The organism is Virgibacillus sp. LDC1, from assembly GCF_025792345.1.
Lineage (GTDB): Bacteria > Bacillota > Bacilli > Paenibacillales > Paenibacillaceae > Paenibacillus_AQ > Paenibacillus_AQ lautus.
In genome coordinates, this window is the sequence record NZ_JAOXLZ010000001.1 from 336,820 (window position 1) to 359,297 (window position 22,478).

The following is a 22,478-nucleotide window of genomic DNA, read 5'->3' on the forward strand; positions in this document are numbered from 1 at the left end:
AGGATTGTTAGATATGACCAAAATACGTGTGGTACCCGAAATGCTGAACCAGCAAGGAGCAGCGGTATCTGATATTGCACGGGAAGTCCAGCAGCTCCAGGAACGCATGCAGCAGCGTATCCAGAGCATGTCCTGGGAGTCGCGTCATCGTGCCCAGGTCGAACAGCGCCTGGCCCAATGCAGGGCTGCCTGCCAGTCGGTGGTAGGCCGTCTGGAGCAGAATCGAGGGCACCTGGTGAAAAAGGCGGGGGATTTTTCGCAGACCGATCAATCGCTCGGGAACAATCTTACCTTCGGCAAACAATCGATTGCCCAGGTTAGTCCGCATCTGCTGCTTCAGGCGAGTCTGGCACAGAACGGGAATAAGAAAACGGATCCACCCGTGACGGCAGCGGGCGTTGAATTCAATGCGCTTGCGCCTTTCGGCGGAACGGCGGATCAATGGACCGGTAACCCGCTCGCGTCCGCCGGCGTACTGTTCGGTACGGTAACCGCGTCCGGGACGATGTACAAATACTGGGATATGTACCGGAACGGCTTTGGCGTGTGGCTTGAGAAAGACAAGCGCGGCAATATGCGAGCCAATGTGACGAACGGCATGCTGGCCAATATCCGCAAAAAATCCTATGCCGAGTACAATTGGCGGAATCACCCCCGAATTCCAAAATACGTCCTTCCCGGCGCAGCCGTGAAAGACTCGCTCAGCTGGAAGGGTGGCAAGCTTGGTTATGCAGGCATCGCCATGCAAACGGTGGGGAATCTGGTCACGAATATCAACGACAATAAGAGCGGGGCAAAAATTGCCGGAGACGCCGTTGTGGACGTGGGTGTCGGCGTGGGAACCGTCGTGGCTTCCGCAGCGGCTGGCGCCAAGGCAGGAGCCCTCATTGGAACAGCGGTAGGCGGTCCCATCGGCACTCTTGCGGGTGCGGCTATCGGCTTCGGCGTGTCGGTGGGCGCTTCCTATGTCATGGACGGCATCAAGTTCACGGATTTTGACGGGGACGGGAAAAAGGATACTGTCACCGAAGGATTGAAAATGGGGGCAGAGAAGTTAGGTTCTACGATAGCCGGATGGTTCAAATAAGGGGAGTGTCAAAGATGAGCACGAAGATTTCAGAGGAAGAACAGTTTCATTTCCGGTTAATCCCCGCCGAGCAAATTCGGGGCGGTATCGTATGTTTTTTATTTATAATGCTCATCCCCGCACTAGTCACGCTGGCAGCGCCGATGATGTCGGTTTATTTTTATGCGGCGGCGGCGGTATGGGCGGTTATGCTGCTGTGGGGGATTGGTCTGAGCGTAAATCCGTACCGGTCTGAGGTCGGTTTTGTGCTGTACTTGGGGATATACGGATTGGCGCTGGCGGTCACTTGCCAGCTTGCTATACTGAAAATGATGTATGACATGGCCAGAGTTGATTCCATGGGGTATGGGCTTAGCTCGATCGCGGTGATGCTGCTGCTGCTCGTTGTGTTTTATGTTTTGCATTTCAGAGCGCTGCAGCAAGGGACGTACCAGTCCATGGAGCGCAAAGGCGGCGTCGGAAAAGCGGGCAAAGCCGCCTTGCTGTTAGCGGCCATCGGTTACACAGGGTATTACGTCGTGGTGGCGGTAACCGGCGATCTTGGCGGATTTGTGATGGGCATGGCGGCCTTTTCCGTTCTGTTGATTCTCGGTCTGTACATGGCCGTTGTGTTCATTCATCGGTATAGGTTCATCCAAAATAATATGGATAAGCTAAAAGCTCATTATCCTGTACTGGGATTGCCGAAGGAGCAGCGGAACGCCGCGTTTCTGAACAAAATAAATCAGGGCCGCACGCCGGCGGCACCGCACCGGAAGAGCAAGAAAAGGAGAGGGTAATTATGACGCAGCAGCTGCTGCCGAACGGATCGATTGTCATTTTGAAGGAAGGCGAGAAAAAGCTGGTGATCTATGGGCGCAAGCAAATTCTGGCGCTAGAGGAGCCGCAATTGTTCGACTATCTGGCTTGCCCGTATCCGGAAGGGTATGTGAGCCCGGAGTTTGCCTACGTTTTTAATCATGAGGATATCCAGGAGATTATATTTACCGGTTACCAGGATGAAGAGGAAGAACAGTTTCAGGCCGTACTGGCTGAGACGAAGGCTACATAACAAACGAGAGTATATCCATAAAGGGAGGAGCGTGAGGTAGATCCATGTCAGGACGTATAGAGGTATCCCCCGAGGAGCTGCGCCGGGCTGCGGCAGACATTCGAAGCGGGAGTGACTACGGCGGGGAATTGGTCGCCCGATTGTCCCAGGTCATTGAAACGTTGAATGCCGAATGGGAAGGCGTTTCCCAGCAGCGGTTTCGTACGGAGGCCGAGGAAACGAAAGCGCAGCTGATGAATTTTATCCAGATGATGAATTCGATGGAGCAGGAGCTTATGAGCATTGCTGCCCGGTTTGCGGAGGCTGACGGCCAATAGGCACGGTTTACTTAAGGTGACAATCAATCGTATTCGTATCCCGATGTGGTACGAGGTATGGCTGATTGTTTTTTTATCGGGAAATCATGGAGAAGTTTGTTAGGCTGCGGTTTTTTTGTGGAAGTTTGGACATAATATGACAGCACCACATTATCATTCGGGCAAGGAGTCGCATAGGATGAACTGGGTATATTACGGAAAGCTGTATACAAGCAAATTTCAGGCAGGGTGCTTTGCTAAACGTTTGGAGCAGGATGGCTGGCTGTTCGGATACCATGACCCGCGGATGGTGGAGGTTTACCGATCCAAAAAGGGCCGCTATGGCGTGCGGTTTATGCCTTGAGGAAATTCCATTAAAACAGCACTTGACTTGATGCAGGGTAATGGTGTATATTTATCCTTGTCGCTGTTTGATACAGCATTGACGCGGGGTGGAGCAGTTCGGTAGCTCGTCGGGCTCATAACCCGAAGGCCGCAGGTTCAAATCCTGCCCCCGCAACCAATTTTTAAACGATGTATGTATGACGTCCTTATGTTTATGTGTACATGTATGTTCAGGGCCCTTAGCTCAGTTGGTTAGAGCGGTCGGCTCATAACCGACTGGTCGGGGGTTCGAGTCCCTCAGGGCCCACTTTATCGAAGACCCTTGCGATGCAAGGGTTTTTTGCTGTTTAAAGGGCTGTTATGCGGAGAACAATAATAGGGTACATATAAAGGACAAAGCCTTAATAGAGAGAGAAAGGGATATGTTTTCTCCATATCCCTCTCAGCCATTGGATCATATGAAGAATGGAAGCAAGAATATAGCACTAATGGGAAAAGGAATACGGCGCTGCAAGAAACGACGACGAGGGAAGAAGCCTGGATGGAAACCGAATTGTCTGTAGGTTGATTCCTGTGCAGGCATCCCACGCATCTCCTCAATCATTTCATCCGTTGGAACAGCAAGAGTGACATACTCATTATCGACATGAGTAATAAATCCATCATAAGAGTGACCATCTGTTGTATTAATTCCAACATATTGATTCATCAATCTCCAACATAATTGTTTATAATCAGTTTCCATAGTTAACCTCCTTAGGTAAATGTAATACAACATCAGTCTATGGACTATAACCTGAACTGCTCACGACACTTGCCTAGTATCATATCTATGGGCAAATCCCAATTAGGGATATAAATAATTGAAAAAAGCTTGTTCTACGAACTCACACAAAAAAACGGCAAACTAAGAAGTGGAATTAAGTCTTAGTTTGCCGTTTTCTTTTTTGAACTAACGTTTCCGTTAGGTAGAAATAGCTTTTTCTAAGAACGTGCAACTTAATTAAACGAAAAACGCTCCAGCGATAATAACCAGCAAAATAAATAGGACCAACACTGTACCGACTGAGCCTCCACCATAAGCCCCTCCAACTCCGCTCATTGCACATCCTCCTCAATTTTAAGATACATAACAGGGTATGCATAAAAGAACTGGCGGTGAGGGCGACCCGGCAAAGGCTGTAAATCGAAACTTAATTGTAGAACAATAATGATTTCGCTTGTTAATTTTCCTGCCTCAGATGGCAAATAAGCCGGAGAGGCTTTTTAATTTTTTTACCCTAATTGATCTTGATTTTTATTATCCGATAGCATATTGAAACATGTCATCCCCATATACTCTGCTATCAAGCAAATATCAATGGTTGTCTTATTAAGTGGCCCGAAAGGTGGGATATGGGTTGTCGGATCCTTTTGTAATCAGATCATTAGATGAGATACGTTTTTGGTCACGCATAATGAAAGAACATTCCTTTTTTCTTCGACTAGGATTTAGGTGCGAGGACACGCAGTTAATTAATGAGGCAAATCAATTTCATAAAATCTTTGAGGATATTGAAAGAAGATCACATTCATTTCAAGCAGATACTGATCCCCAAATCATTAGACAGTTTAATTCAGAAGTTCACAATGCGGCTGCACACATTTGGGCATTTAAGAGAAAGGTACTTGGGCTTATATTACGGTGCCAACTTCCCGGGGGAACAAATTTCCCTCTGCTTGTAGATCATGTTAGCCGAGAAGCAAATTATTTTAAAAATCGGCTAGAGGAACTGAATAACGGGAGACTTGAACCATTACCTGATGCAATTATCGATGAAAATGTCTTTTTCCTAAAAATCATGGCTGACCATGCAAAATTTATAGGTCATCTACTTGATCCATCCGAGCGAAAATTAGTGAAGCAAGCTAGGGAGTTTAGCCAAGACTTTGATACGCTGATGTTTCAAGCCATTGACTTAAGTTCCATGCGTCCACAATCGCAAACCCATCCATTACTAAGTCAATTTGTGGATGAAAACCGCGTTTCAGTCAAATCATTGCGAGATTTTAAAAAGACTGCACGTGACTTAATTGAGGAGTGTCGAATTAAAAGTATCATTCACCCTTTATTAGCAGATCACGTTTTTCGTGAAGCTGAACGCTTCTTATTTATTCTTGACATGTTCGATCGTTCATTGTCTGGCATGAAGGTAAACAAGAAAGAAATCATGCATTAATATAAGGGAGGTATAACTAAACCAGCTCCAAGTGGCGTTCCACACGTCCATAACTATCATGCCCGAACATCATTTAATGACCAACACGAGCACATGATTAGAGGAACATATCCGTTCGTTGTTATTGTTTTATAAATAAAAGATCATACTTAGGCTAAAAGAAAAAAAGAAATATGGGAGTGTACCTGAGTATGGTTGAAGATTTAATAATATTAATTCGAAGTATATCAGCTTTTATAATTCTAATGATTATCACGAGGTTCCTAGGGAAACAAACGCTTTCTAACATGAATTTTCATGAATTTGTCACAGCAGTTATTTTGGGAGCAATTGCTGCAAACTTAGCCTTTAATGAAAAAATACAAATACTTCACTTATTAATCTCTCTCGGAGTTTTTACAGTTACTTCATACCTATTATCAAAGATCATTTTAAAAAGCAGAAAATTCCGAATGTGGACTGCAGGGACACCTACTATTTTAATTGAGGGTGGGAACATCCTTGAAGACAATCTTAAGAAAAATAATATGACTTTAGATACTTTGAATCAGATGTTACGACAAAAAGATATTTTTGATTACAGTGAAATTGAGTACGCGTTAATGGAGGTAAACGGAAAAATATCAGTGATGAAGAAAAAGGAATATCAGAATGTAACATTAAAAGACTTGAAGAATGGAGTGAAAGGGGATTTGAAATTCCCGATTGAGCTTATCATGGACGGTCGGCTATTAGAAGGTAATCTAAAAGCCAATAATATACCACCAGATTGGATGATGGAAAAATTAAAAACTCGGGGAAGAAGAATTGAGGATGTTTTTTATGCTGTGAAGGGGAGCGACGGACAACTATATATCGATTTTTACAAGGATAAAATTCAACATCCAATTGACATAGAGTAATATGGCATTATTGATTGGTCAGCGGTCGGCTCATAACCGACTGGTCGGGGGTTCGAGTCCCTTAGGGCCCGCTTTATCGAAGACCCTTGCGGAAGCAAGGGTTTTTTTCTGTTTAAAGGGGCATGAACCGAAGTGCTATGAAGCTACCGGCACTACTTTAACGCGAAGAAATAAGCAACATGTGAATTCTTGGTGATAAACCATTGATCATAATGATATTTATTGAAAAAAAGGGGGGCTGAAGTCAATCAATAAATGAGGACGCGGCTCTCGACGGCTGAGATAGCGGGCCCGTCCAGCTTTATGCAGACATCCGACATCTACACGCCATATCGGCTAGCAGGGCCGCTGGTTATACGAAAAACCTCGATTAATGTACATTCACAGGGAACCGATGTGCAAACCGATCGCCTTTGCGGGAAACTGAAAAAGGGGCTATCCTGCCCCTTTATGTTCAGTTTTCATTCTTCCCCTAATTCCGTATGTGGTCGTTGATTTTTTTTGCGTTTACATAATTGCTTCGCTATGGTATAGCCGATAAGATATGCAGCTGAAGAGGTGTTTCCATCGACTGTATATGGAACTATGGACGCATCTGCAACGATCAAATCTTGAACCCCATGTACATTTCCTTTACGGTTAACGACTCCTCCTTTTGATAAAGGAGCCATACGCAGAAATCCTTGCTGATGATGATTGTGGTCGAAATTTTCCTTAATAAATTCTTCGAGTCTGTCATCATCATCAATCACATCGAATGCTGGGGATAGGAGCTGATACGAAGAATCAATCTGTTCCAACTCTAAGGCAATATCTCTGATATACGTTCGATAAATTCTTTTTACAGCCTCCATGTCGTCTGGATTTGAGAGAAATCCTTCGTCTGCCAATACGATATTTAGCGGATCTTTGCTTTGGATGCGGATCGTCCCTTTGCTCTTTGGCCGCAAGTACAAAATCGCTATGGTCAATTCTTCTTCAGAATCGATGCCAACGAGTTGAACCGCCCGTTCATCCGGATCGATACCAGATGGATCTGGCAAGAAAGCTCCTCCCGTATAAAGTGCATTTGGATCAAGGGTAGGGAGGGGACGATCTTCTGAATTGGTAGCAAATACAGCGAAGTTTAGCGTATGGTTTTTTAATCTTTGCCCTACGTTTGGGTTATCGAAGATGACAGGGATTCCAGCCTTTTTCAACATTTTAGCGGATCCAATTCCAGACAACATTAACAACTGAGGGCTATTTATTCCTGCCGATATAATAACCTTTTTACGGGAATATGCACGGATGCATTTGCCATCCTTCAAATATTCAACACCAACGGCACGTTTGCCGGAGAAGAGAATACGGAGAGCCGTTGTCCGAAACATTACAGTTAATTTTCGGTTATGAACTCCCCGACCTGTTGGCGTCATAATGTCGGGAGACAGGAAGGCTGTGGATGAGCTTTCCCTACGACCATCAGGTTGTTGGTATAATTGCCAACGGGTGAACGGTCCCATGGGAGTATCCGGATCATTGTAGTCAAGAATTATAGGATAACCTGTTGCCCGCTCGATCGCAGTTGTCAGCTTGTGAGCCATCGGTGTCGGAGTTTCGGGTGCTTGCCTGATGTTAATTCTTCCTCGATACCCATGCGCATTGATATTTGTGGTTTCACCGTTATAATTCTCCAATGATTTGAATCGTTGCGTGGCTTTTTCAGGTGACCATTGAGGTCCAAGCAGTCGTTCCCACTTCAGGAGCACGGCAGCTGTCGGTCGTACATACTGCTCCCCGTTGATTGAAGAACCGCCACCCGAGAGTCGCCCCGTCGTCCATTCGAATGCGCGTCCATCAAGTTCTTCTTGGGGAACGCCTTCTCCCTGCCAGAAGTAATTCGGAAAGAAACTTTCTTCAAGCTCAAGTGCAAAGGTTGAATCCTTGATCGGTTTGTCTTTGTCATGATTTCCACCGGATTCTAATACAAGCACGGAAGTTCGCATGTCATCAGTAAGTGACTTCGCGATAACGGCTCCTGCCGGGCCTGTGCCTACCACAATGTAATCATAAGTTGATTTTTTCTCCATCAACGAACTCCTCTTGGAAATGAATTAATTCAGAGTATTAATTTGTTCTGAAAAATGTGCTTAAGTCCGCACCGGCCAGTTAAAATGCAATGAACATGATCATTATTCAAATGGAGTTCAAATCCAGAGGAACCTGAAAGATCAATCAGAGATTCCGACAAGCGAGATTTGTAATCGGAGGCGACTTACGGTACATTTTAATGGAGTCGTTGGGGACAAGCTATTTATACGGCTGCTGCTGGTTGGATGCAGCTTAAATTAGTATCTAGAATGGGGGATCAAGGTGTCAGAATGGGTATTGAATCAGTCTTGGGGATTGCCGGTCTTACTCGCCTTCTTGGTGATCGTTTTTGTATTTGAATCGAGGAAAGCCTTCAAGGCATATAAAGAAAAACGACGTTTTGAATTGGGATGGTCTCTATTGTTTGCGCTTGTGGCTTTATTGGCGATGATCGTCCTGGTGGCTTACTGAATGTAATTCTGTAACAAGCCCTATACATACAATGTTAACTGTTAACATCAAGTCGTAAGAAACAACCAAAGGAATCGAAAATACAGTATAAATAAGACCCAGCACCGTGGCACTGGGTTTGTTTCTAAAGATGAAGGCCATCGTTTTATAGAGCTCTTTGGAATGGTCTATCTATCAAAGAAATAGATGATTAGTGTTTTACGTGTTTGTGTTTAATATGCCCAAAATGGAAAATGGTTAGAACAAAGCAGCGACTAAAGAGGGCCAGCGAATGGCCCTCTTTAGCAAGAATGATAATATTGTGATTCTTCTGAAGCGATCTTACAACGCCTTTATTTACTTTACAACGATGATGATGACTACTTTCTTTTGTTTACGACAAGACATAGAAATCACCTCCCGTTGCTAGATAATTCAACATATTCAAATATCGTAAGCTGGCTTGGGTTTCTACTAAAAATAGTTAAATAGAGTATATGGTTTAGTAGTTTTATTAGTCGCCATTTGTATTATTACTGACAAATAAGTGGATAGCCTGAAGGAAAATAAAAAAAGCAAGACCCCGCCAGAAGCTTACGGCGGGGTCTTGCTCAATGATTGGCTGTAAACGTTGAGGAAGGCCGTTACCCTTCGTCAACGCTCATTCATGACGGCTTCCGTAGCCGCCCAGGCTCTGCCGGCGCGCATGGCCAGGAAGAAGCAGAGGATGAGGACGATGGACGCGGAAATGTAGGGAAAGTTGATGTCCACATCAAACAGGTACCCTGCCACCAGCGGTCCGGCAATATTCCCCAGACTGGTGTAGGCCGAGTTCAAGCCGGCCACGTAGCCCTGCTGATCCTTCGCCAGTTTGGACATTTGCGTACCGATGGCGGGACGCAGGATGTCGATCGACAGGAAGACCAGGAAGGTAACGAGGAATATCAGCCAGTATTTATGCACAAACAGGGTTAACAGGATACAGATCCCCGCGGTAAGCAAACTGAGTGTAATGACTCTTTTCTCACCGAACCGGTTCAGGATCCAACCGAATATCGTCGCTTGCACGACGGCACCCGCAATCGATCCGAACGTGATGATCATGGCAATATCTTTAGGGGTGAACCCGAATTTATGATCTACAAACAGGCCGAACACCGTTTCGTAATTGGCAAGACCGAACGAGAGCACAAATACAATAATCAAACTCAGGAAATAAGGTTCCCTGAAAGAACGCACCAGCTGGACAGCCAGGCTCTCCTTCTTCCGTCCCAGTACGGTAGGTGCTTCCTGCTTGGCGGATGATTCCGGAAGCAGCAGCAGTGTGACCAGCGCAGCAATTCCTCCCGCAACGGCCGCGGCGTAGAAAGGAACGCGAATGCCAAATTCGGCGATAAATCCACCGATGCCCGGTCCGATGATGAAGCCTGTCGTAATCGCAGCATTAATGAACCCCATACCCCTGGCGCGTTCCTCATTCGAAGTCACATCAGCCGTGTAGGCCATGACAGCGGGCATAATCAGTGCAGCGCCGATTCCGCCCAGCATTCTCGAGGCGAACAAGAGCGGCGGTGTGCTGGCAGCTCCGAACAACCATTCCGATACGGCGAACACAATCATGCCGGAGATGATGATTTTTTTACGTCCGATGGTGTCGGACAATCTTCCCGCAAGTGGCGAGAATAACAGCTGTGTTAATGAAAAAGCGGCAACGAGCATACCTACCGTGCTTCCGCTAATATGCAGTTCCGTCATATAGGTTGGCATAATAGGTATGACGAGCCCGATCCCGGTGAAGACTAGAAATATATTGAACATGAGGAGCAGAATGGCTCCATTGTTTCGCATCAGTAATGACATGATGATTCCTCCAAAAATAAAAGACGATTTAATAAGGCCATGATGAAAATGATCGTCATTCGATTGATTATATACTGAACGTTCGGTTTATAATAGAGCATGAAAAAGGGGCCAGTTTTTCATGATTTCTTTTCAATGCCATGCAGAAATACTTTGATGGCGGCATGATAAAGGGAAAGGGCATTTTCCACCTTAGTTATACGGGACATCTGGCTTAAGCCAACAATGAGGCTCTCAAAGATGACGGACAGCTGCTCCACATTATGATTCTCAAACTCCCCGCGATCCATCCCTTGCTGCAGCAATTTCTGATTGAATTCCAAATGGCTCCGGATAATCTGGACGATTCGTTGCTCTACTTCCTCGGTAACAGCTCCATTGCTGTTCATAAATTCATCAAGTGCCTTGGAGAAGGGGTGGTTCAGATCATCAAACACCAATTGTTCGGCTATTCCGTACAGCTTGTCGACGGTGGTGGTGTAATGCTGCTCTTTACTGTTCCATTTCTGTTCCCACTCGAGGTCCCATTCCTCGATCAGATACAGAAACAGCCCTTCCTTGCTCTTAAAATGATAATAGATATTCCCTTTGCTGCTTCCGGTGGCTTCAACGATCTCCTCTATAGACGTTGATTTGTAACCCTTCTGCATAAAAAGCGCCTTGGCGGCTTCGGCTATGCGTCGCTTGGTATCTTCGGTTTGTTGTTGTTTTTTGTTCACGCATGCACCCCCTCATAACCCTCGGCCATATTCAAAATTTATATACTGAACGTTCGTTCTGTATCTTATCAGATGAAATTGATAAGTTCAAGAGAAAATTGGACTGTGTGTTTTCGGATCCAGCAGCTTCAAAAAATAACCGTTACCATTAGGAGGCAGCGGTTATTGCAGAACGTGGCATCTGTTTCATTAATGGTTAACTTCAATGAACTTACGCGTTTTCTCGTGATAGGAGAGCAGCTCCGAAACGGTCACAAACTCGTAGCCTCTCTTTTGCAGCTCCGGTAAAATCACTTTGAGAGCCTCTACCGTCTGTGTACTGCTTGGCACAAAGTCGTGCATCAGTACGATGTCTCCATTGTGAGCATTATCCAGCACTTTTTTGACAATCCGGTTAACGCCGGGCTTTCGCCAGTCCAGCGTGTCCTGGTGCCATGACCATAATACGGTCAGCATACCGAAATCCTTGCTCGTTCGAACAATCGCTTCATTATAGCTGCCTCCGGGTGGACGAAAGAGAGCGGTTCGAATGCCGGTTGCATGAAAGATTGCATCCTGCGTCCGGTTCAGTTCGCTCGTTAACTTGCTGACGTCAATATTGTGAAAGGGAGGATGGGAGTAAGAGTGATTGCCGATCTCATGTCCTTCATGCAGCTCTCGCGCTACGATCTCAGGGTGTTTCTCCACCCGGCTGCCAACAACGAAGAAGGTGGCCTTGGCGTTATATTGCTGTAACAGATCCAGAATTTGAACGGTATTCTGCTCGTCCGGGCCATCGTCAAAGGTAAGGGCAATTACCTTGTTGTGTGTGGGGACTTCCCATACAATCTCGCCGCGTTCTTCATAATAACCCCTGCCTTTGGAAGTGGATGGCGCACGCTCGGCGTTGACAACATTCGGGTAGCAAAGGGAGGCGGAGATAGCGAACAATATGATGGTTGAGAGTTTTTTCATGGTGGGCGGTATCCTTTTCTCTGCTGTTCTAGTCTTCGCATATGACAATGCAAGCCTATTTATCATTTGGTGATAACGGTAAAATTATTCTTTATGACAAACTGAAGCATTTGAATCGATGAATTAGAGCGGCTGCTCGAAGCAATCGAGAATGAGGCCTAGATGGGGGTGATGCGAAAAATTATGAGTTTCATATATTGACATCATATGGTTGGACATGGTATTATCAATTTTGTCGCTAAGACGAAATGTGCACACCTAGATATCGGAATGAGATCGCAACCTATTGCGAATTCGACGCGTACCTTAGGCTATGGAAGTGAACGTGAACGACGCTAGGAACATGCGCGGATAAATATGCCGGGGTGGCGGAATTGGCAGACGCACAGGACTTAAAATCCTGCGGTAGGTGACTACCGTACGGGTTCGACCCCCGTCCTCGGCATTATAACAGCGTCTGGTAAGATGCAAAATAAGTCGGCCCCCGTATGGGTGCCGGCTTATTTTTTAAATCGACACAAGGTCAATTCATGATGAGTGTTGTTATTGGATTCAAAATGAACGGAAGTTGTAATGGTGTTCCGATTATAGAAATCGCATTCTTTTATGATTCCATGCTGGCCTGTGTGAGGAGGAGAGAGGAGACATGCGGATGTTTAACAATGATTGGGACCTTATTCTGCAGGGAGAAATGGATAAGCCTTATTTTCAAGATTTGATGGAACGGGTGGACGAGGAATACCGGCGCAGCACGGTGTATCCCCCCAAGGAAGATATATTTCGGGCTCTTCAGCAAACATCGTACCAATCAACCAAAGTCGTTATTTTGGGACAAGACCCGTATCACGGTCGTAGGCAGGCACAGGGACTGAGCTTTTCCGTCTCGCCCGGGGTTGCGATTCCTCCATCTTTACGAAATATACATAAGGAGCTTGCTTCGGATCTGGGAATCTCGATTCCCCATCACGGCTCCTTACAATCGTGGGCGGATCAAGGAGTCTTGCTTCTCAATGCAGTGCTTACGGTTCGCGAAAGCGAGCCGAACTCGCATAAAGGGATCGGGTGGGAGAAATTCACCGACACGGTCATTACGAAACTGAATGAACGTGATCAGCCAATGGTTTTTATATTATGGGGAAGTTACGCACAGAAGAAAGGTTCCTTCATAGACCGAAGCCGGCACAAGGTGCTTGAGTCCAGTCATCCGAGTCCGTTTGCAGCACATAAAGGATTCTTCGGTAGTCGTCCATTTTCAGCATCGAATGCTTTTTTAATGCAAAAGGGTATGGATCCGGTGAATTGGGACATCCCGAGCACACCGGGCGATGGAGATGAATAATCCGCGAGAGGTGACCTTCATGAAGCATTGGATTGGTCGTCATGTAGTCATTCAGCGTTTAGACGGGGCGAAAAGCACGGTTGAAGGTGTGTTGAAAGGGTGGGATCCCGTTCAGGAAAAAGTGATTCTAGGCCCGGGTGAGCTTGTAATACCGTTTCGCGCTATTCATAGAATTATGCCGAGAAACGCATACCCGGCCTTGAACTCCATCGGTTATGTCGTGAATCATACCATTCAATTCGATAATGCCGTCTATTTTGGATCTTCTGTGATGATATGGAGGGACAATCGACTGGTGTCATCACAGGCCATCCTGACTTCTCACGACGAGGATACCGTTACCCTGTCAAACGGGATGATTTTGCGCAAGGACGAGCATGATTTTGTGGTTCGATCCCTGCGCGGCAATGCGTGATTCTTTTACATAAAGGATGTCCCCAGCAGCCATCGTGAAGTTGGCGGGGACATCCTTTTTTTTGCAAATGGAAGTTGTTTGTCTCCAGTAACTCGAGTTTATTATGCGTCCTCTACTTTTTCGGCAAGGAACAGTTCGTAAATCCGTACCACGATAATTTTGACGATCATGTAGGCTGGAATGGCGAGCAGGATGCCAAGCAGCCCGAAGAAATCGCCGCCTACAAGTATGAGGACAATCGTGGTCAACGGGTGAATATCAAGCTGTTTCCCGTAGATAACCGGTGTCAGAATGTTATCTTGGATCTGCTGCGCGATGACAATAACAACAACGGACCATATCGCGATGGAAGGAGATTCGATAAATCCGATAATGACGGCAGGAATGGTCGCCAGCAGCGCACCGATATACGGAATGAAATTCAAGAAGAAGGAGATCACCGTTAAGAGCAGCGAATAGGGCAGCCCGATGATCAGAAATCCGATATAGATCATGATGCTAAGTATAAGATTCAGGATCACTTTGCCGATAATAAAATTGCTGAGTGCCGTATCGATCTCACCCAGCACTTCGTTGCCGTCACGGCGGTATCGTCTTGGCAGGACACTGAGCAGCCTGGGCGGAAGCTTGCTGCCTTCCTTCAGCATGTAGTACAGAATGATCGGAATCGTAGCAATAATAACGACAACGCTGGATACAACGGTGATCAGGTTATTGATGGAGTTGCTGATCCAGGTAATGATCCGATTCATGTACTCCGTCAGTGAGGTAGACAGCTCGGATTCCGTTGGTATATAGCGTGACCAGAATCGATTCTGCTGCAGCTGGTCGATCTGTTCCTGTACACCCTCTACCAGAAAGGGGGTATTGCTGATAAAATTTTCGATCTGTTCGCGGAGTGTCGGCCACACCACGATGCCGAAGATGGCGCAGAGACCGGCAAATACGAAATACAGCATCAGGACGCCAATGGATCGTTTGATTTTCCGCCGCTCCAGGTAGTCGACGATCGGCCTGAGCAGATAATAAAAGAAGCCGGCCATCGCGACGGGAACGATCAGCATATTGAACATGGAGACGATTGGCCGGAACAAAAAGCTGATTTCGGATCCTAGATAAATGATCAAGAGCAGTGCGATTATGCCAAAGCATGTCCTGAAATATTTGCTCTGCATCATGGGCAAATCCCTCCATAACAACGAATAGGTAAAATACATAGATACCATGTAACATTTGTATTTAACCAATTTGGGGGGATTTGAAATCACCAGATTATGTTATCAGTTTCGTATGGTGACCCGGGTATGGATGGGCACGAGGGAGGCCAGCTCCATCACATCCTCGTTGTACATCCGAATGCAGCCATGGGAAACGGAGCGGCCGATGGATGAAGGGTCGTTTGTGCCATGGATGCCGTAATGGGGTTTGGACAACCCTAACCAATAGGCTCCGAAAGGTCCTCCGGGATTCGGCTGCTTGTTGACGATGGTGTAACTGCCTGGCGGCGTCTGTGTAGCCATTTTACCAATGGCGACCGGGAACGTACGCACCACGATGTCGCCATCCAGCAGATGCAGCTGAAAATCGGATAAATCGACAATAATGCGGTATTGGGGCATCTTAATCCATCTCCTTCATGATTCATGCTATGAATCAGGGCGAAGACCGGCCCCTAAATTGACCTAAAATAGGCAAATTACACCTTCATGACTTGGTAGAAATTTCACCCATTGATGACGGCCAACCGATGTTATATTTAGGATAAGCATTAACAACGTTTACATCAGGAAGGGGAAACCAATGTCTCCTGCTAGGTTTTATCAAAAATATATTAAAAATAATATGTTTACCAAAATGCTGCTGTTAATCTCTTTGATTGCGGTGGTTACCATTGTCTCCTTGTCGTACATCATGTATTACTTCTTGTTTCAATCGGCCGTTCGCAGCGAACTGGACATTCAGCGAAGAGCGGTAGAGCGGGTGGAGCGGCAATTGAATCAAAAATATGAGAATGCGCAGTCCTATGTAAATGACTTGTACCGCAACAGTTCTCTAGGCCTTGACACTTCCTATTTCCTCATGAACTCGTTTAATGAGTACATGGCCAAGCGAATGGATCGGATCGCGGGCGGCGGGCAGTCCAATTCGGACAGCGTGGTCGCTTATTTCAAGCAGAGGCTGGACGATGACCCGGATATTGAGAATATCATGCTGTACAGCGCGGAGAAACAGTATGTGTATGTATACAAGCAGGGCAGCATGACAAGGCTCTATCAGGCGAATGCTACACATTCATACATCCCCGACGTGATGGCGCTCGAAAGCCAAAGCGTCACATTGCCGAATCTCTGGATACGCAAGCTGGCCGGAGACGTGAGTATGCCGTTATTCTCGATCCGGAGCCCGATTAATGATATGACCACATACAAGAATCTGGGGCAGCTGGTTATTTTATATCGAACGGAAGCACTGGATGCCGTCCTGAACAGCGGGGACGATCCCTTGAAGGGATCCGTACTGGTCTTGTCGGGTGACGGCCGCGTGATGTTTGACTCCTCCGGTAAATATTACGGCGAGAAGTATCCTTATGCCGACCGGCTGCTGAATTCCAAAGAAACCGTGACCCTCGATGAAGAATCGTATATTACAACGGCAGCTCACAATCAGGCAGGTTATACGGTGGTTGGAATCACACCCAAGCGTGAGATTGCTGAGTCCTTCCATGGCCTGCAAAACACCATCATCATTGTTGCCCTGCTGTGCATCGTGATTGCGGTATCCATTCCTTCGCTGACGATCGTCAATTACTCCAAGCGTACCGATAACATTATCCGCTTTATGCGCAAGGTAGAGAAGGGGGAATTCGTTGCCCGGATGCAGGATACCAAGGAGGATCAGCTAGGGCAAATCGCAGGCAGCTTTAATGAAATGCTGGATGAGCTTACCCGTTATATCGACAAGGTGTATAAAGCAGAGATTAACCAGAAGAATGCGGAGCTGTCCGCACTGCAGGCAAGAATTAACCCCCATTTTCTATACAACACACTCGAAGTGATTCGAATGAGAGCACTCTCGCAGGGGGCGCAGGATGTCGGCGATATGATCTACAGCTTGTCGATGCTGTTCAAGAATATCGTTCAGCATAAGTCCCACTATACGCTGAAGGATGAGCTGGAGGCGTGCAGGCTCTATCTGGAGCTGTTTCGCATTCGCTATAAGGACAAGTATATATACAAAATGCACTGCGACGATCAAATCAAACATGTGCCGATGATCAAAATGTCGCTGCAGCCGCTGATTGAGAATTATATCGTTCACGGCCTGCGCAGCGATCAGGATGACAATTGGCTGACGATTAACGCGATCCAGCAGGATGATGATGTCGTGATCGAGATTAAGGATAACGGGAAAGGGATCGAGCCGGAGCAGCTGGAAGAGATCAAATCCCGGCTGGACATGGCCGAATCAAGTGAAGAATCGTTTGGTCTGCGGAGTGTGAACGAGCGATTAAAGCTGACGTTTGGAAGTTCGTACGGAATGGACATCCAGAGTGAGCCGGGTAACGGAACGACGGTGACAGTGAAATTTCCGGTGGCAGAAGGGAAGCTGAATAACGATGTATAAGGTATTTATCGTGGACGATGAGCCGTTCATTATCGAGGGATTGGTTGATGTCGTGGATTGGTCGAAATATGGCATTGAGGTGGTCGGTCATGCGGAGAATGGTCGTCAGGCACTTGAGAAGATGGCGGTCATTCCGGTTGACATTCTCATAACGGATATATCGATGCCTGTGATGACGGGACTTGAATTGATCGAAGGCGCACGAAAATTAAACCGTAATCTGAAGGTGATTATCCTGAGCGGATTCGACGACTTTGCCTATTTGAAGGAAGGCATGCGTCTTGGGATCGAGAATTATTTGCTCAAGCCGATCAATCTGAAGGAATTGGAAGAAACGATTGCCAGCACAACGGATAAAATGAACAAATCCAGAAGAGAAATGAGACTGGACGAGTACGACATTAACATATTGCGCAGCAATATCCTGTATCGCTGGATCACGGACCGGATTGAGCCGGAGGAGCTGGAGGAGCGGGCGACCCTTCTGGGGCTGAATCTGAATTTGCCTTACGTCATGGCGTCTATTCTGAGAGCGGATTTCACGCCGCTGGAGAGCTGTCTGTATCAATTAATGGACCAGGAGCCGGGCGTCCTATATTTCCGGGACAACGACGGCGATCACGTGGTGATTTTTATGATGAAAGATCCGGACACGGAAAAAGCGAGAGCCATCCGGCTCCTGCAGCAGGTGCGCGAGTACTGCTATGAAGAGGAGCTGTCCATCTCGCTTGGCAGCGTGGAAAGCCTCGGCGGTAATTATAAGGACAGTTATCTTCACGCCAAGGAGGCACAGGAATACTATCTCGTTCTGGAGCAGCCTTCCTACGTGGATTATGTTGATGTTCAAGCCAAGAAGGGAGAAGCGGCGGAATCCTATTCCGTACAGTGGCCCGAATATGCCAAAGGCATCGCCGGAAGGGACAAGCAGGTGCTGTTTGATTTGATCGACAGTGATTTTGACCGGCTTCGCCATACGCAGGGGATGATACCGACAACACTCAAGAGCATTGCGGTCGAGATGGTCATTCGCCTGAAACTGGAGCTGAACGATATTCAATATACTGCAGCCCCTGATTTTGTGAAAAATACGATTACCGATATTATGGATTCCGTATCGATCGACGATCTGATTACGGCCGTGAAGGACGGGGTCGGCGGGCTGGTCGATTCGCTCAACAATGACGTGAAGAGCCCTGTCATCCAGCAGATTCTGCATCATATCCAGCACCATTATAACGAGGATTTGTCGCTGAAGGTGTTAGGCGCCCAATATCATATTCATCCCGTCTATCTGGGGCATCTGTTCCATAAAGAGACCGGAGAGAACTTTACGGAGTATATTAACCGGTACCGGATTGAAAGAGCCAAGGAGCTGCTCCGAAACTCTTCAACGAAAGTACAAGATATCGCAAAAAATGTAGGTTATTGGGAAACTGGTTATTTCTATAAACAGTTCAAAAAATTTGTCGGCGTATCGCCGAGGGATTTTCGAGGAATGCTCTGATTGATTTAATCAGAGTTTTTTTTCTTTATTTTCACCATAATACCTTTAATTTTTCGCCTATGTGAAACTGCTTTCATGGGATAACCTTAGAAGTGTAGAGACACAAGGATTCAAAAGGGAGGATAAACATGAGTAAATCGAAAAAGAAATGGCTCCTGCCGCTAACGCTTCTATTGTCCGCATCCATGCTGTTGTCGGCATGTGGGGGTAATAAAGAGAGTGCAGGAGATGGCGGGGGAACTGCCGAGAAACCGGTTGAGCTGATCTGGTACACCATCGGAACACCTCAAAAGGATGTCGACAAGGTTGAAGAAGAAATCAATAAATACACGGCTGAGAAGATTGGTGTAACCGTTGACATGAAAATGATCGACTTCGGTGATTACAACCAGAAGATGCAAGTCATGGCAGCTTCCGGCGAACCGATGGATATCCTGTTCACAAGCTCATGGGCGTTTGACTATGTGCAAAATGCACGTAAAGGCGCATTCATGGAATTGGACGGGCTGATCGAAAGCCATGGACAAGGCATTAAAGACGCGATTGACCCTGCGTTCCTGGAAGGTTCCAAGGTTGACGGTCACAATTATGCGATTCCGGCAAACAAAGAGCTTCCTGCTCAAGAAGCATGGCGCTTTAATAAAACATTGCTTGATAAATACAACCTCGATATTTCGAACGTGAAATCGATGGAAAGCTTGGAGCCACTGCTGAAAACGATCAAGGAAAAAGAACCAAACGTTGTTCCTTTGGCGATCAGCAAAGACTTCGGTCCATTGCTTCCGTTTGACTACATCATCGAAAAAATGCCAATGGCCGTATACCTGGATGACAAGGAAGAGCTGAAAGTCGTGAACTTCCTCGAAATGCCGGAAACGATGGACATGCTGAAATTGATGAACAAGTACTACAAAGCGGGATACATTTCCCCAGAAGCAGCTACAACAACTTCGACGCAAGATCTGATGACTTCCGGAAACTGGTTCACGGATCGTGCGGCAACGCAGCCGTTCGCAGACAATCTGTGGAGCCAAAGCTACGGCTATCCGGTCGTATCCACTCCGGCTGGCGACGCAACAATCTTTAACTGGTCGGTAATGGGTTCGATGCAAGCGATTTCCGCTAACTCGAAATACCCTGAGAAAGCCATGGAGTTCCTGAACCTGCTGAACACAGACGTATATCTTCGCAACCTGGTTGACTCCGGTATCGAAGGCGTGCACTACAAAAAGCTTAGCGAGAACGTAATGGAAAACTTGCCAGAATCGAAAAACTACGACATGCCTACCTTCGCGCTTGGTAATGTCATGCTGACTTACTTGAATCCTGAGGATCCTGAGAACAAATGGGAAGAGTTCAAGAAGTTTAACGAGTCCGGTCAGGCTGCTCCGCTTCTCGGTTTCAACTTCGATCCAACCAAAGTATCCACAGAGCTCGCAGCTGTCAACAACGTAAAAGAAGAGTTCTGGGCGCCGCTGATGACAGGTACCGTGAATCCTGAAGAGTTCCTGCCAAAAGCGAATGAAAAGCTGAAAGCTGCTGGTCTGGATAAGATCATCGCTGAAGCACAAAGCCAAATTGATGCTTGGAAAGCAAGCAAGTAATAACAATGCATGAAGCGGTTCTCTAGTCCCAAGGACAGCAGATACCGCTGCAGCATGAACAAGGACGGGGCGGCGGATGTTCACCGCCCTTCTTTTGTTCATTTCATGCACATCACGAGGAGGGGTAAGCGTGAGAGCGATCGGACAGTTTTTCAAAAATATTATGACGAATAAGGCCATGCTGTTCATGGTTTTGCCGGGGACCCTGTGGTTTCTCTTATTCTCATATTTGCCTATGTTCGGGACCATTATTGCATTTAAGGAATACCGCTTTAGCCGTGACGGGTTCTGGGCAAGTATCGTTAATAGTGAATGGGTAGGGTTCCAAAACTTTAAATTCCTGTTCAGTACCAACGATGCTTACATCATTACGCGCAACACCGTTCTTTATAATTTCGTGTTCATCATTTTGGGTCTCATTCTATCCGTAGCGCTGGCTATCGTATTGTCTGAAATCGTGAATAAGAAATTGGCGAAAGTCTATCAAACCGGTATGTTTCTGCCGTATTTCTTGTCTTGGGTTATCGTAGGTTATTTCGCATTCAGTTTCCTGAGCATGGATAAAGGGATGCTCAATCAGATTTTGGGCTGGTTTGGCATGGAGCCGGTTCAGTGGTATTCCGAAGCCAAGTATTGGCCGATATTCCTGACGTTAATCAGTTTGTGGAAATCCGTTGGTTATAACAGTGTCGTTTATCTGGCGGCGATTATGGGGATCGACAAATCCCTGTACGAAGCGGCCATGATTGACGGAGCGAACAAATGGCAGCAGATTAAAGCCATCACGCTTCCGATGCTGAAACCGCTGATGACCATTTTGACTCTTCTTGCGATCGGTAAAATCTTCTACGCAGACTTTGGTCTCTTCTATCAAGTGCCAAGGGATTCGGGAACCTTGTATTCCGTAACGAACGTCATTGATACCTATGTATATCGTGGTCTGAAAACAACAGGCGAGATCGGAATGAGTACTGCTGCGGGTCTGTACCAGTCGGTAGTCGGATTTATTCTGGTTATGGTATCGAACTATGTCGTTCGTAAATATGACAAGGATAACGCATTGTTCTAATCGATCAATCTACCAAGAAGGGGGTATGTGATGTGTTCAAATCTAAAAGCAAGATGAAGGATTTCCATCAGCTTTCATCCGGGTGGAATGTCGTATTCAACCTGATTGCCGGTATTTTCGCGTTCCTGTGTGTATTTCCGTTCCTATTCGTTATGATCATTTCATTTACAGATGAAGGCTCACTGGCCCGCAACGGATACCAAATCTGGCCGGAGAAATGGAGTCTTGAAGCTTACAAATATGTATTCCAGACAGGCGATACGCTTCTTCGTTCCTACGGCGTTACGATTTTTGTCACGGTAGTGGGTACGCTGATCAGTTTGTTTATTATTTCGCTGTATGCCTATGCTGTCTCCCGTAAAGGGTTCAGATACCGGAACTTCTTCTCGTTCTTTGCATTTTTCACGATGCTGTTTAACGGGGGTCTGGTACCGACTTATATCGTTGCAACGCAATTGCTCGGCCTAAAAGATTCGATCTGGGCTTTGATCCTGCCATTGGCGGTCAATGCTTTCTATATTATGATTCTTCGAACCTTCTACAGCACCAGCGTTCCGGATGCCATCATTGAATCCGGTAAAATCGACGGTGCGAGCGAGTTTAAAATTTTCTACAAGCTGGTATTGCCGCTATCCCTGCCGGGTCTGGCAACCATCGGGTTGTTCAGCACCTTGGGGTATTGGAACGACTGGTTCAACGCATTGCTCTACATTGATGATCCGAACCTGGTTCCGCTGCAATCCATGCTCATGCGGATTGAGACCAGCATGCAGTTCATCCTGCAGAACTCTCAGAATTCATCACTTAGCATGGCCGCTCTGCAGAGCATGCCGCAGGATACTTCGCGGATGGCGATGGTCGTTCTGGCAACCGGACCGATTATTCTGGCCTATCCGTTCTTCCAGCGCTATTTCATTCAAGGTCTGACCATCGGCGCGGTTAAAGAATAAATTCTTCATGTACCGGA

The 22,478-nt window shown here is 46.5% G+C and carries 23 protein-coding genes, 3 tRNA genes and 1 pseudogene; 19 read left to right on the forward strand and 8 right to left on the reverse strand.

The features are described from left to right. The first annotated feature begins 13 nt into the window (after positions 1-13). From OHJ21_RS01530 to OHJ21_RS01560, 7 genes are all read left to right on the forward strand, one after another. A complete protein-coding gene (locus OHJ21_RS01530; protein ID WP_326112415.1) occupies positions 14-1,087 on the forward strand; it encodes a WXG100 family type VII secretion target in 1,074 nt (357 codons plus the stop codon). Between the two features lie 14 nt (positions 1,088-1,101). Further along, positions 1,102-1,866 carry a hypothetical protein gene (locus OHJ21_RS01535; RefSeq protein WP_326112414.1) on the forward strand — a complete coding sequence of 255 codons (765 nt, stop codon included), beginning with the start codon at positions 1,102-1,104 and terminating at the stop codon, positions 1,864-1,866. A 2-nt stretch (positions 1,867-1,868) separates the two neighbouring features. Continuing rightward, positions 1,869-2,138 carry a DUF4176 domain-containing protein gene (locus tag OHJ21_RS01540; RefSeq protein ID WP_100535987.1) on the forward strand — a complete coding sequence of 90 codons (270 nt, stop codon included), beginning with the start codon at positions 1,869-1,871 and terminating at the stop codon, positions 2,136-2,138. A gap of 44 nt (positions 2,139-2,182) precedes the next feature. Then, positions 2,183-2,455: a WXG100 family type VII secretion target gene (locus tag OHJ21_RS01545; RefSeq protein WP_071223018.1), complete on the forward strand. Its 273-nt coding sequence runs from the start codon at positions 2,183-2,185 to the stop codon at positions 2,453-2,455. A gap of 178 nt (positions 2,456-2,633) precedes the next feature. Next, positions 2,634-2,798 (forward strand): hypothetical protein, encoded by a 165-nt coding sequence (locus tag OHJ21_RS01550; RefSeq protein ID WP_164817394.1) that lies wholly within the window; start codon positions 2,634-2,636, stop codon positions 2,796-2,798. An 82-nt stretch (positions 2,799-2,880) separates the two neighbouring features. Beyond that, positions 2,881-2,957: transfer RNA gene (locus OHJ21_RS01555), tRNA-Met, on the forward strand. Between the two features lie 55 nt (positions 2,958-3,012). Next, a tRNA-Ile gene (locus OHJ21_RS01560) sits at positions 3,013-3,086 on the forward strand. A gap of 147 nt (positions 3,087-3,233) precedes the next feature. Here OHJ21_RS01560 and OHJ21_RS01565 read toward each other — a convergent pair. Together OHJ21_RS01565 and OHJ21_RS01570 are read right to left on the reverse strand one after the other, a co-directional pair. Then, positions 3,234-3,524 (reverse strand): phosphatidylinositol kinase, encoded by a 291-nt coding sequence (locus OHJ21_RS01565; protein WP_100535988.1) that lies wholly within the window; start codon positions 3,522-3,524, stop codon positions 3,234-3,236. A 258-nt stretch (positions 3,525-3,782) separates the two neighbouring features. Beyond that, positions 3,783-3,881: a YjcZ family sporulation protein gene (locus tag OHJ21_RS01570; RefSeq protein ID WP_207797436.1), complete on the reverse strand. Its 99-nt coding sequence runs from the start codon at positions 3,879-3,881 to the stop codon at positions 3,783-3,785. 298 nt (positions 3,882-4,179) lie between these two features. Between OHJ21_RS01570 and OHJ21_RS01575 the strand changes: the two genes are divergently transcribed. The 3 genes and pseudogenes from OHJ21_RS01575 to OHJ21_RS01585 all read left to right on the forward strand — a co-directional run bounded on the left by OHJ21_RS01575 (position 4,180) and on the right by OHJ21_RS01585 (position 5,900). Further along, complete coding sequence (locus OHJ21_RS01575) at positions 4,180-4,998, forward strand: DUF2935 domain-containing protein (protein WP_486019219.1); 819 nt, start codon at positions 4,180-4,182, stop codon at positions 4,996-4,998. Between the two features lie 9 nt (positions 4,999-5,007). Further along, a pseudogene (locus OHJ21_RS01580) lies at positions 5,008-5,106 on the forward strand (YmaF family protein); the annotation flags it as partial. A gap of 83 nt (positions 5,107-5,189) precedes the next feature. Continuing rightward, positions 5,190-5,900 (forward strand): DUF421 domain-containing protein, encoded by a 711-nt coding sequence (locus tag OHJ21_RS01585; RefSeq protein ID WP_486019220.1) that lies wholly within the window; start codon positions 5,190-5,192, stop codon positions 5,898-5,900. A 461-nt stretch (positions 5,901-6,361) separates the two neighbouring features. Here OHJ21_RS01585 and OHJ21_RS01590 read toward each other — a convergent pair whose 3' ends face one another. Further along, complete coding sequence (locus OHJ21_RS01590; RefSeq protein ID WP_486019221.1) at positions 6,362-7,972, reverse strand: GMC family oxidoreductase; 1,611 nt, start codon at positions 7,970-7,972, stop codon at positions 6,362-6,364. A 283-nt stretch (positions 7,973-8,255) separates the two neighbouring features. Here OHJ21_RS01590 and OHJ21_RS01595 point away from each other — a divergent pair, with 283 nt between their 5' ends. Then, positions 8,256-8,444 (forward strand): hypothetical protein, encoded by a 189-nt coding sequence (locus tag OHJ21_RS01595; protein WP_071223022.1) that lies wholly within the window; start codon positions 8,256-8,258, stop codon positions 8,442-8,444. A 633-nt stretch (positions 8,445-9,077) separates the two neighbouring features. Here OHJ21_RS01595 and OHJ21_RS01600 read toward each other — a convergent pair. The 3 genes from OHJ21_RS01600 to OHJ21_RS01610 form a co-directional block, all read right to left on the reverse strand. Beyond that, on the reverse strand, positions 9,078-10,283 hold the full coding sequence (locus OHJ21_RS01600) for an MFS transporter (protein ID WP_100535990.1): 1,206 nt from the start codon (positions 10,281-10,283) through the stop codon (positions 9,078-9,080). 119 nt (positions 10,284-10,402) lie between these two features. Then, the gene (locus tag OHJ21_RS01605) at positions 10,403-11,002 is read right to left on the reverse strand and encodes a TetR/AcrR family transcriptional regulator (protein ID WP_326096913.1); all 600 of its coding nucleotides are present in this window, start codon (positions 11,000-11,002) and stop codon (positions 10,403-10,405) included. A 189-nt stretch (positions 11,003-11,191) separates the two neighbouring features. Then, positions 11,192-11,956 carry a polysaccharide deacetylase family protein gene (locus OHJ21_RS01610; protein ID WP_326117742.1) on the reverse strand — a complete coding sequence of 255 codons (765 nt, stop codon included), beginning with the start codon at positions 11,954-11,956 and terminating at the stop codon, positions 11,192-11,194. 359 nt (positions 11,957-12,315) lie between these two features. On the opposite strand from OHJ21_RS01610, the gene OHJ21_RS01615 reads away from it, so the two are divergent. The 3 genes from OHJ21_RS01615 (at position 12,316) to OHJ21_RS01625 (ending at position 13,710) form a co-directional block, all read left to right on the forward strand. Beyond that, a tRNA-Leu gene (locus OHJ21_RS01615) sits at positions 12,316-12,401 on the forward strand. 207 nt (positions 12,402-12,608) lie between these two features. Continuing rightward, entirely contained in the window at positions 12,609-13,295 is a 687-nt protein-coding gene (locus OHJ21_RS01620) for a uracil-DNA glycosylase (RefSeq protein WP_326117744.1), read from the forward strand. A gap of 19 nt (positions 13,296-13,314) precedes the next feature. Next, positions 13,315-13,710, forward strand: a complete 396-nt coding sequence (locus OHJ21_RS01625) for a hypothetical protein (RefSeq protein ID WP_100535993.1) — start codon at positions 13,315-13,317, stop codon at positions 13,708-13,710. A 101-nt stretch (positions 13,711-13,811) separates the two neighbouring features. On the opposite strand, the gene OHJ21_RS01630 is transcribed toward OHJ21_RS01625, so the two are convergent. Continuing rightward, positions 13,812-14,888 carry an AI-2E family transporter gene (locus OHJ21_RS01630; protein ID WP_326117745.1) on the reverse strand — a complete coding sequence of 359 codons (1,077 nt, stop codon included), beginning with the start codon at positions 14,886-14,888 and terminating at the stop codon, positions 13,812-13,814. A 102-nt stretch (positions 14,889-14,990) separates the two neighbouring features. Then, positions 14,991-15,329 carry a L,D-transpeptidase gene (locus OHJ21_RS01635; RefSeq protein ID WP_100535995.1) on the reverse strand — a complete coding sequence of 113 codons (339 nt, stop codon included), beginning with the start codon at positions 15,327-15,329 and terminating at the stop codon, positions 14,991-14,993. Positions 15,330-15,510: 181 nt separating this feature from the next. On the opposite strand from OHJ21_RS01635, the gene OHJ21_RS01640 reads away from it, so the two are divergent. The 5 genes from OHJ21_RS01640 to OHJ21_RS01660 all read left to right on the forward strand — a co-directional run bounded on the left by OHJ21_RS01640 (position 15,511) and on the right by OHJ21_RS01660 (position 22,461). Next, a complete protein-coding gene (locus tag OHJ21_RS01640) occupies positions 15,511-17,334 on the forward strand; it encodes a sensor histidine kinase (protein WP_326117748.1) in 1,824 nt (607 codons plus the stop codon). Further along, positions 17,327-18,838: a response regulator transcription factor gene (locus tag OHJ21_RS01645; RefSeq protein ID WP_127591945.1), complete on the forward strand. Its 1,512-nt coding sequence runs from the start codon at positions 17,327-17,329 to the stop codon at positions 18,836-18,838. Before OHJ21_RS01640 ends, OHJ21_RS01645 begins: the two co-directional genes overlap by 8 nt. A 128-nt stretch (positions 18,839-18,966) precedes the next feature. Next, the gene (locus OHJ21_RS01650; protein ID WP_100535998.1) at positions 18,967-20,442 is read left to right on the forward strand and encodes an ABC transporter substrate-binding protein; all 1,476 of its coding nucleotides are present in this window, start codon (positions 18,967-18,969) and stop codon (positions 20,440-20,442) included. Positions 20,443-20,581: 139 nt separating this feature from the next. After that, positions 20,582-21,511, forward strand: a complete 930-nt coding sequence (locus OHJ21_RS01655; protein WP_165789694.1) for an ABC transporter permease — start codon at positions 20,582-20,584, stop codon at positions 21,509-21,511. A gap of 53 nt (positions 21,512-21,564) precedes the next feature. Continuing rightward, positions 21,565-22,461: a carbohydrate ABC transporter permease gene (locus tag OHJ21_RS01660; protein ID WP_164817402.1), complete on the forward strand. Its 897-nt coding sequence runs from the start codon at positions 21,565-21,567 to the stop codon at positions 22,459-22,461. Positions 22,462-22,478 lie beyond the last annotated feature (17 nt).

Excerpts from the sequence above, each read along its gene's own strand:
- OHJ21_RS01570 (WP_207797436.1), bottom strand. The coding sequence starts at position 3,881 with ATGAGCGGAGTTGGAGGGGCTTATGGTGGAGGCTCAGTCGGTACAGTG.
- OHJ21_RS01635 (WP_100535995.1), bottom strand. The coding sequence starts at position 15,329 with ATGCCCCAATACCGCATTATTGTCGATTTATCCGATTTTCAGCTGCAT.
- OHJ21_RS01620 (WP_326117744.1), top strand. The coding sequence starts at position 12,609 with ATGTTTAACAATGATTGGGACCTTATTCTGCAGGGAGAAATGGATAAG.
- OHJ21_RS01590 (WP_486019221.1), bottom strand. The coding sequence starts at position 7,972 with ATGGAGAAAAAATCAACTTATGATTACATTGTGGTAGGCACAGGCCCG.
- OHJ21_RS01645 (WP_127591945.1), top strand. The coding sequence starts at position 17,327 with ATGTATAAGGTATTTATCGTGGACGATGAGCCGTTCATTATCGAGGGA.
- OHJ21_RS01660 (WP_164817402.1), top strand. The coding sequence starts at position 21,565 with ATGAAGGATTTCCATCAGCTTTCATCCGGGTGGAATGTCGTATTCAAC.
- OHJ21_RS01630 (WP_326117745.1), bottom strand. The coding sequence starts at position 14,888 with ATGATGCAGAGCAAATATTTCAGGACATGCTTTGGCATAATCGCACTG.
- OHJ21_RS01625 (WP_100535993.1), top strand. The coding sequence starts at position 13,315 with ATGAAGCATTGGATTGGTCGTCATGTAGTCATTCAGCGTTTAGACGGG.
- OHJ21_RS01535 (WP_326112414.1), top strand. The coding sequence starts at position 1,102 with ATGAGCACGAAGATTTCAGAGGAAGAACAGTTTCATTTCCGGTTAATC.
- OHJ21_RS01540 (WP_100535987.1), top strand. The coding sequence starts at position 1,869 with ATGACGCAGCAGCTGCTGCCGAACGGATCGATTGTCATTTTGAAGGAA.
- OHJ21_RS01585 (WP_486019220.1), top strand. The coding sequence starts at position 5,190 with ATGGTTGAAGATTTAATAATATTAATTCGAAGTATATCAGCTTTTATA.
- OHJ21_RS01640 (WP_326117748.1), top strand. The coding sequence starts at position 15,511 with ATGTCTCCTGCTAGGTTTTATCAAAAATATATTAAAAATAATATGTTT.
- OHJ21_RS01545 (WP_071223018.1), top strand. The coding sequence starts at position 2,183 with ATGTCAGGACGTATAGAGGTATCCCCCGAGGAGCTGCGCCGGGCTGCG.
- OHJ21_RS01565 (WP_100535988.1), bottom strand. The coding sequence starts at position 3,524 with ATGGAAACTGATTATAAACAATTATGTTGGAGATTGATGAATCAATAT.
- OHJ21_RS01650 (WP_100535998.1), top strand. The coding sequence starts at position 18,967 with ATGAGTAAATCGAAAAAGAAATGGCTCCTGCCGCTAACGCTTCTATTG.
- OHJ21_RS01550 (WP_164817394.1), top strand. The coding sequence starts at position 2,634 with ATGAACTGGGTATATTACGGAAAGCTGTATACAAGCAAATTTCAGGCA.
- OHJ21_RS01610 (WP_326117742.1), bottom strand. The coding sequence starts at position 11,956 with ATGAAAAAACTCTCAACCATCATATTGTTCGCTATCTCCGCCTCCCTT.
- OHJ21_RS01530 (WP_326112415.1), top strand. The coding sequence starts at position 14 with ATGACCAAAATACGTGTGGTACCCGAAATGCTGAACCAGCAAGGAGCA.
- OHJ21_RS01600 (WP_100535990.1), bottom strand. The coding sequence starts at position 10,283 with ATGTCATTACTGATGCGAAACAATGGAGCCATTCTGCTCCTCATGTTC.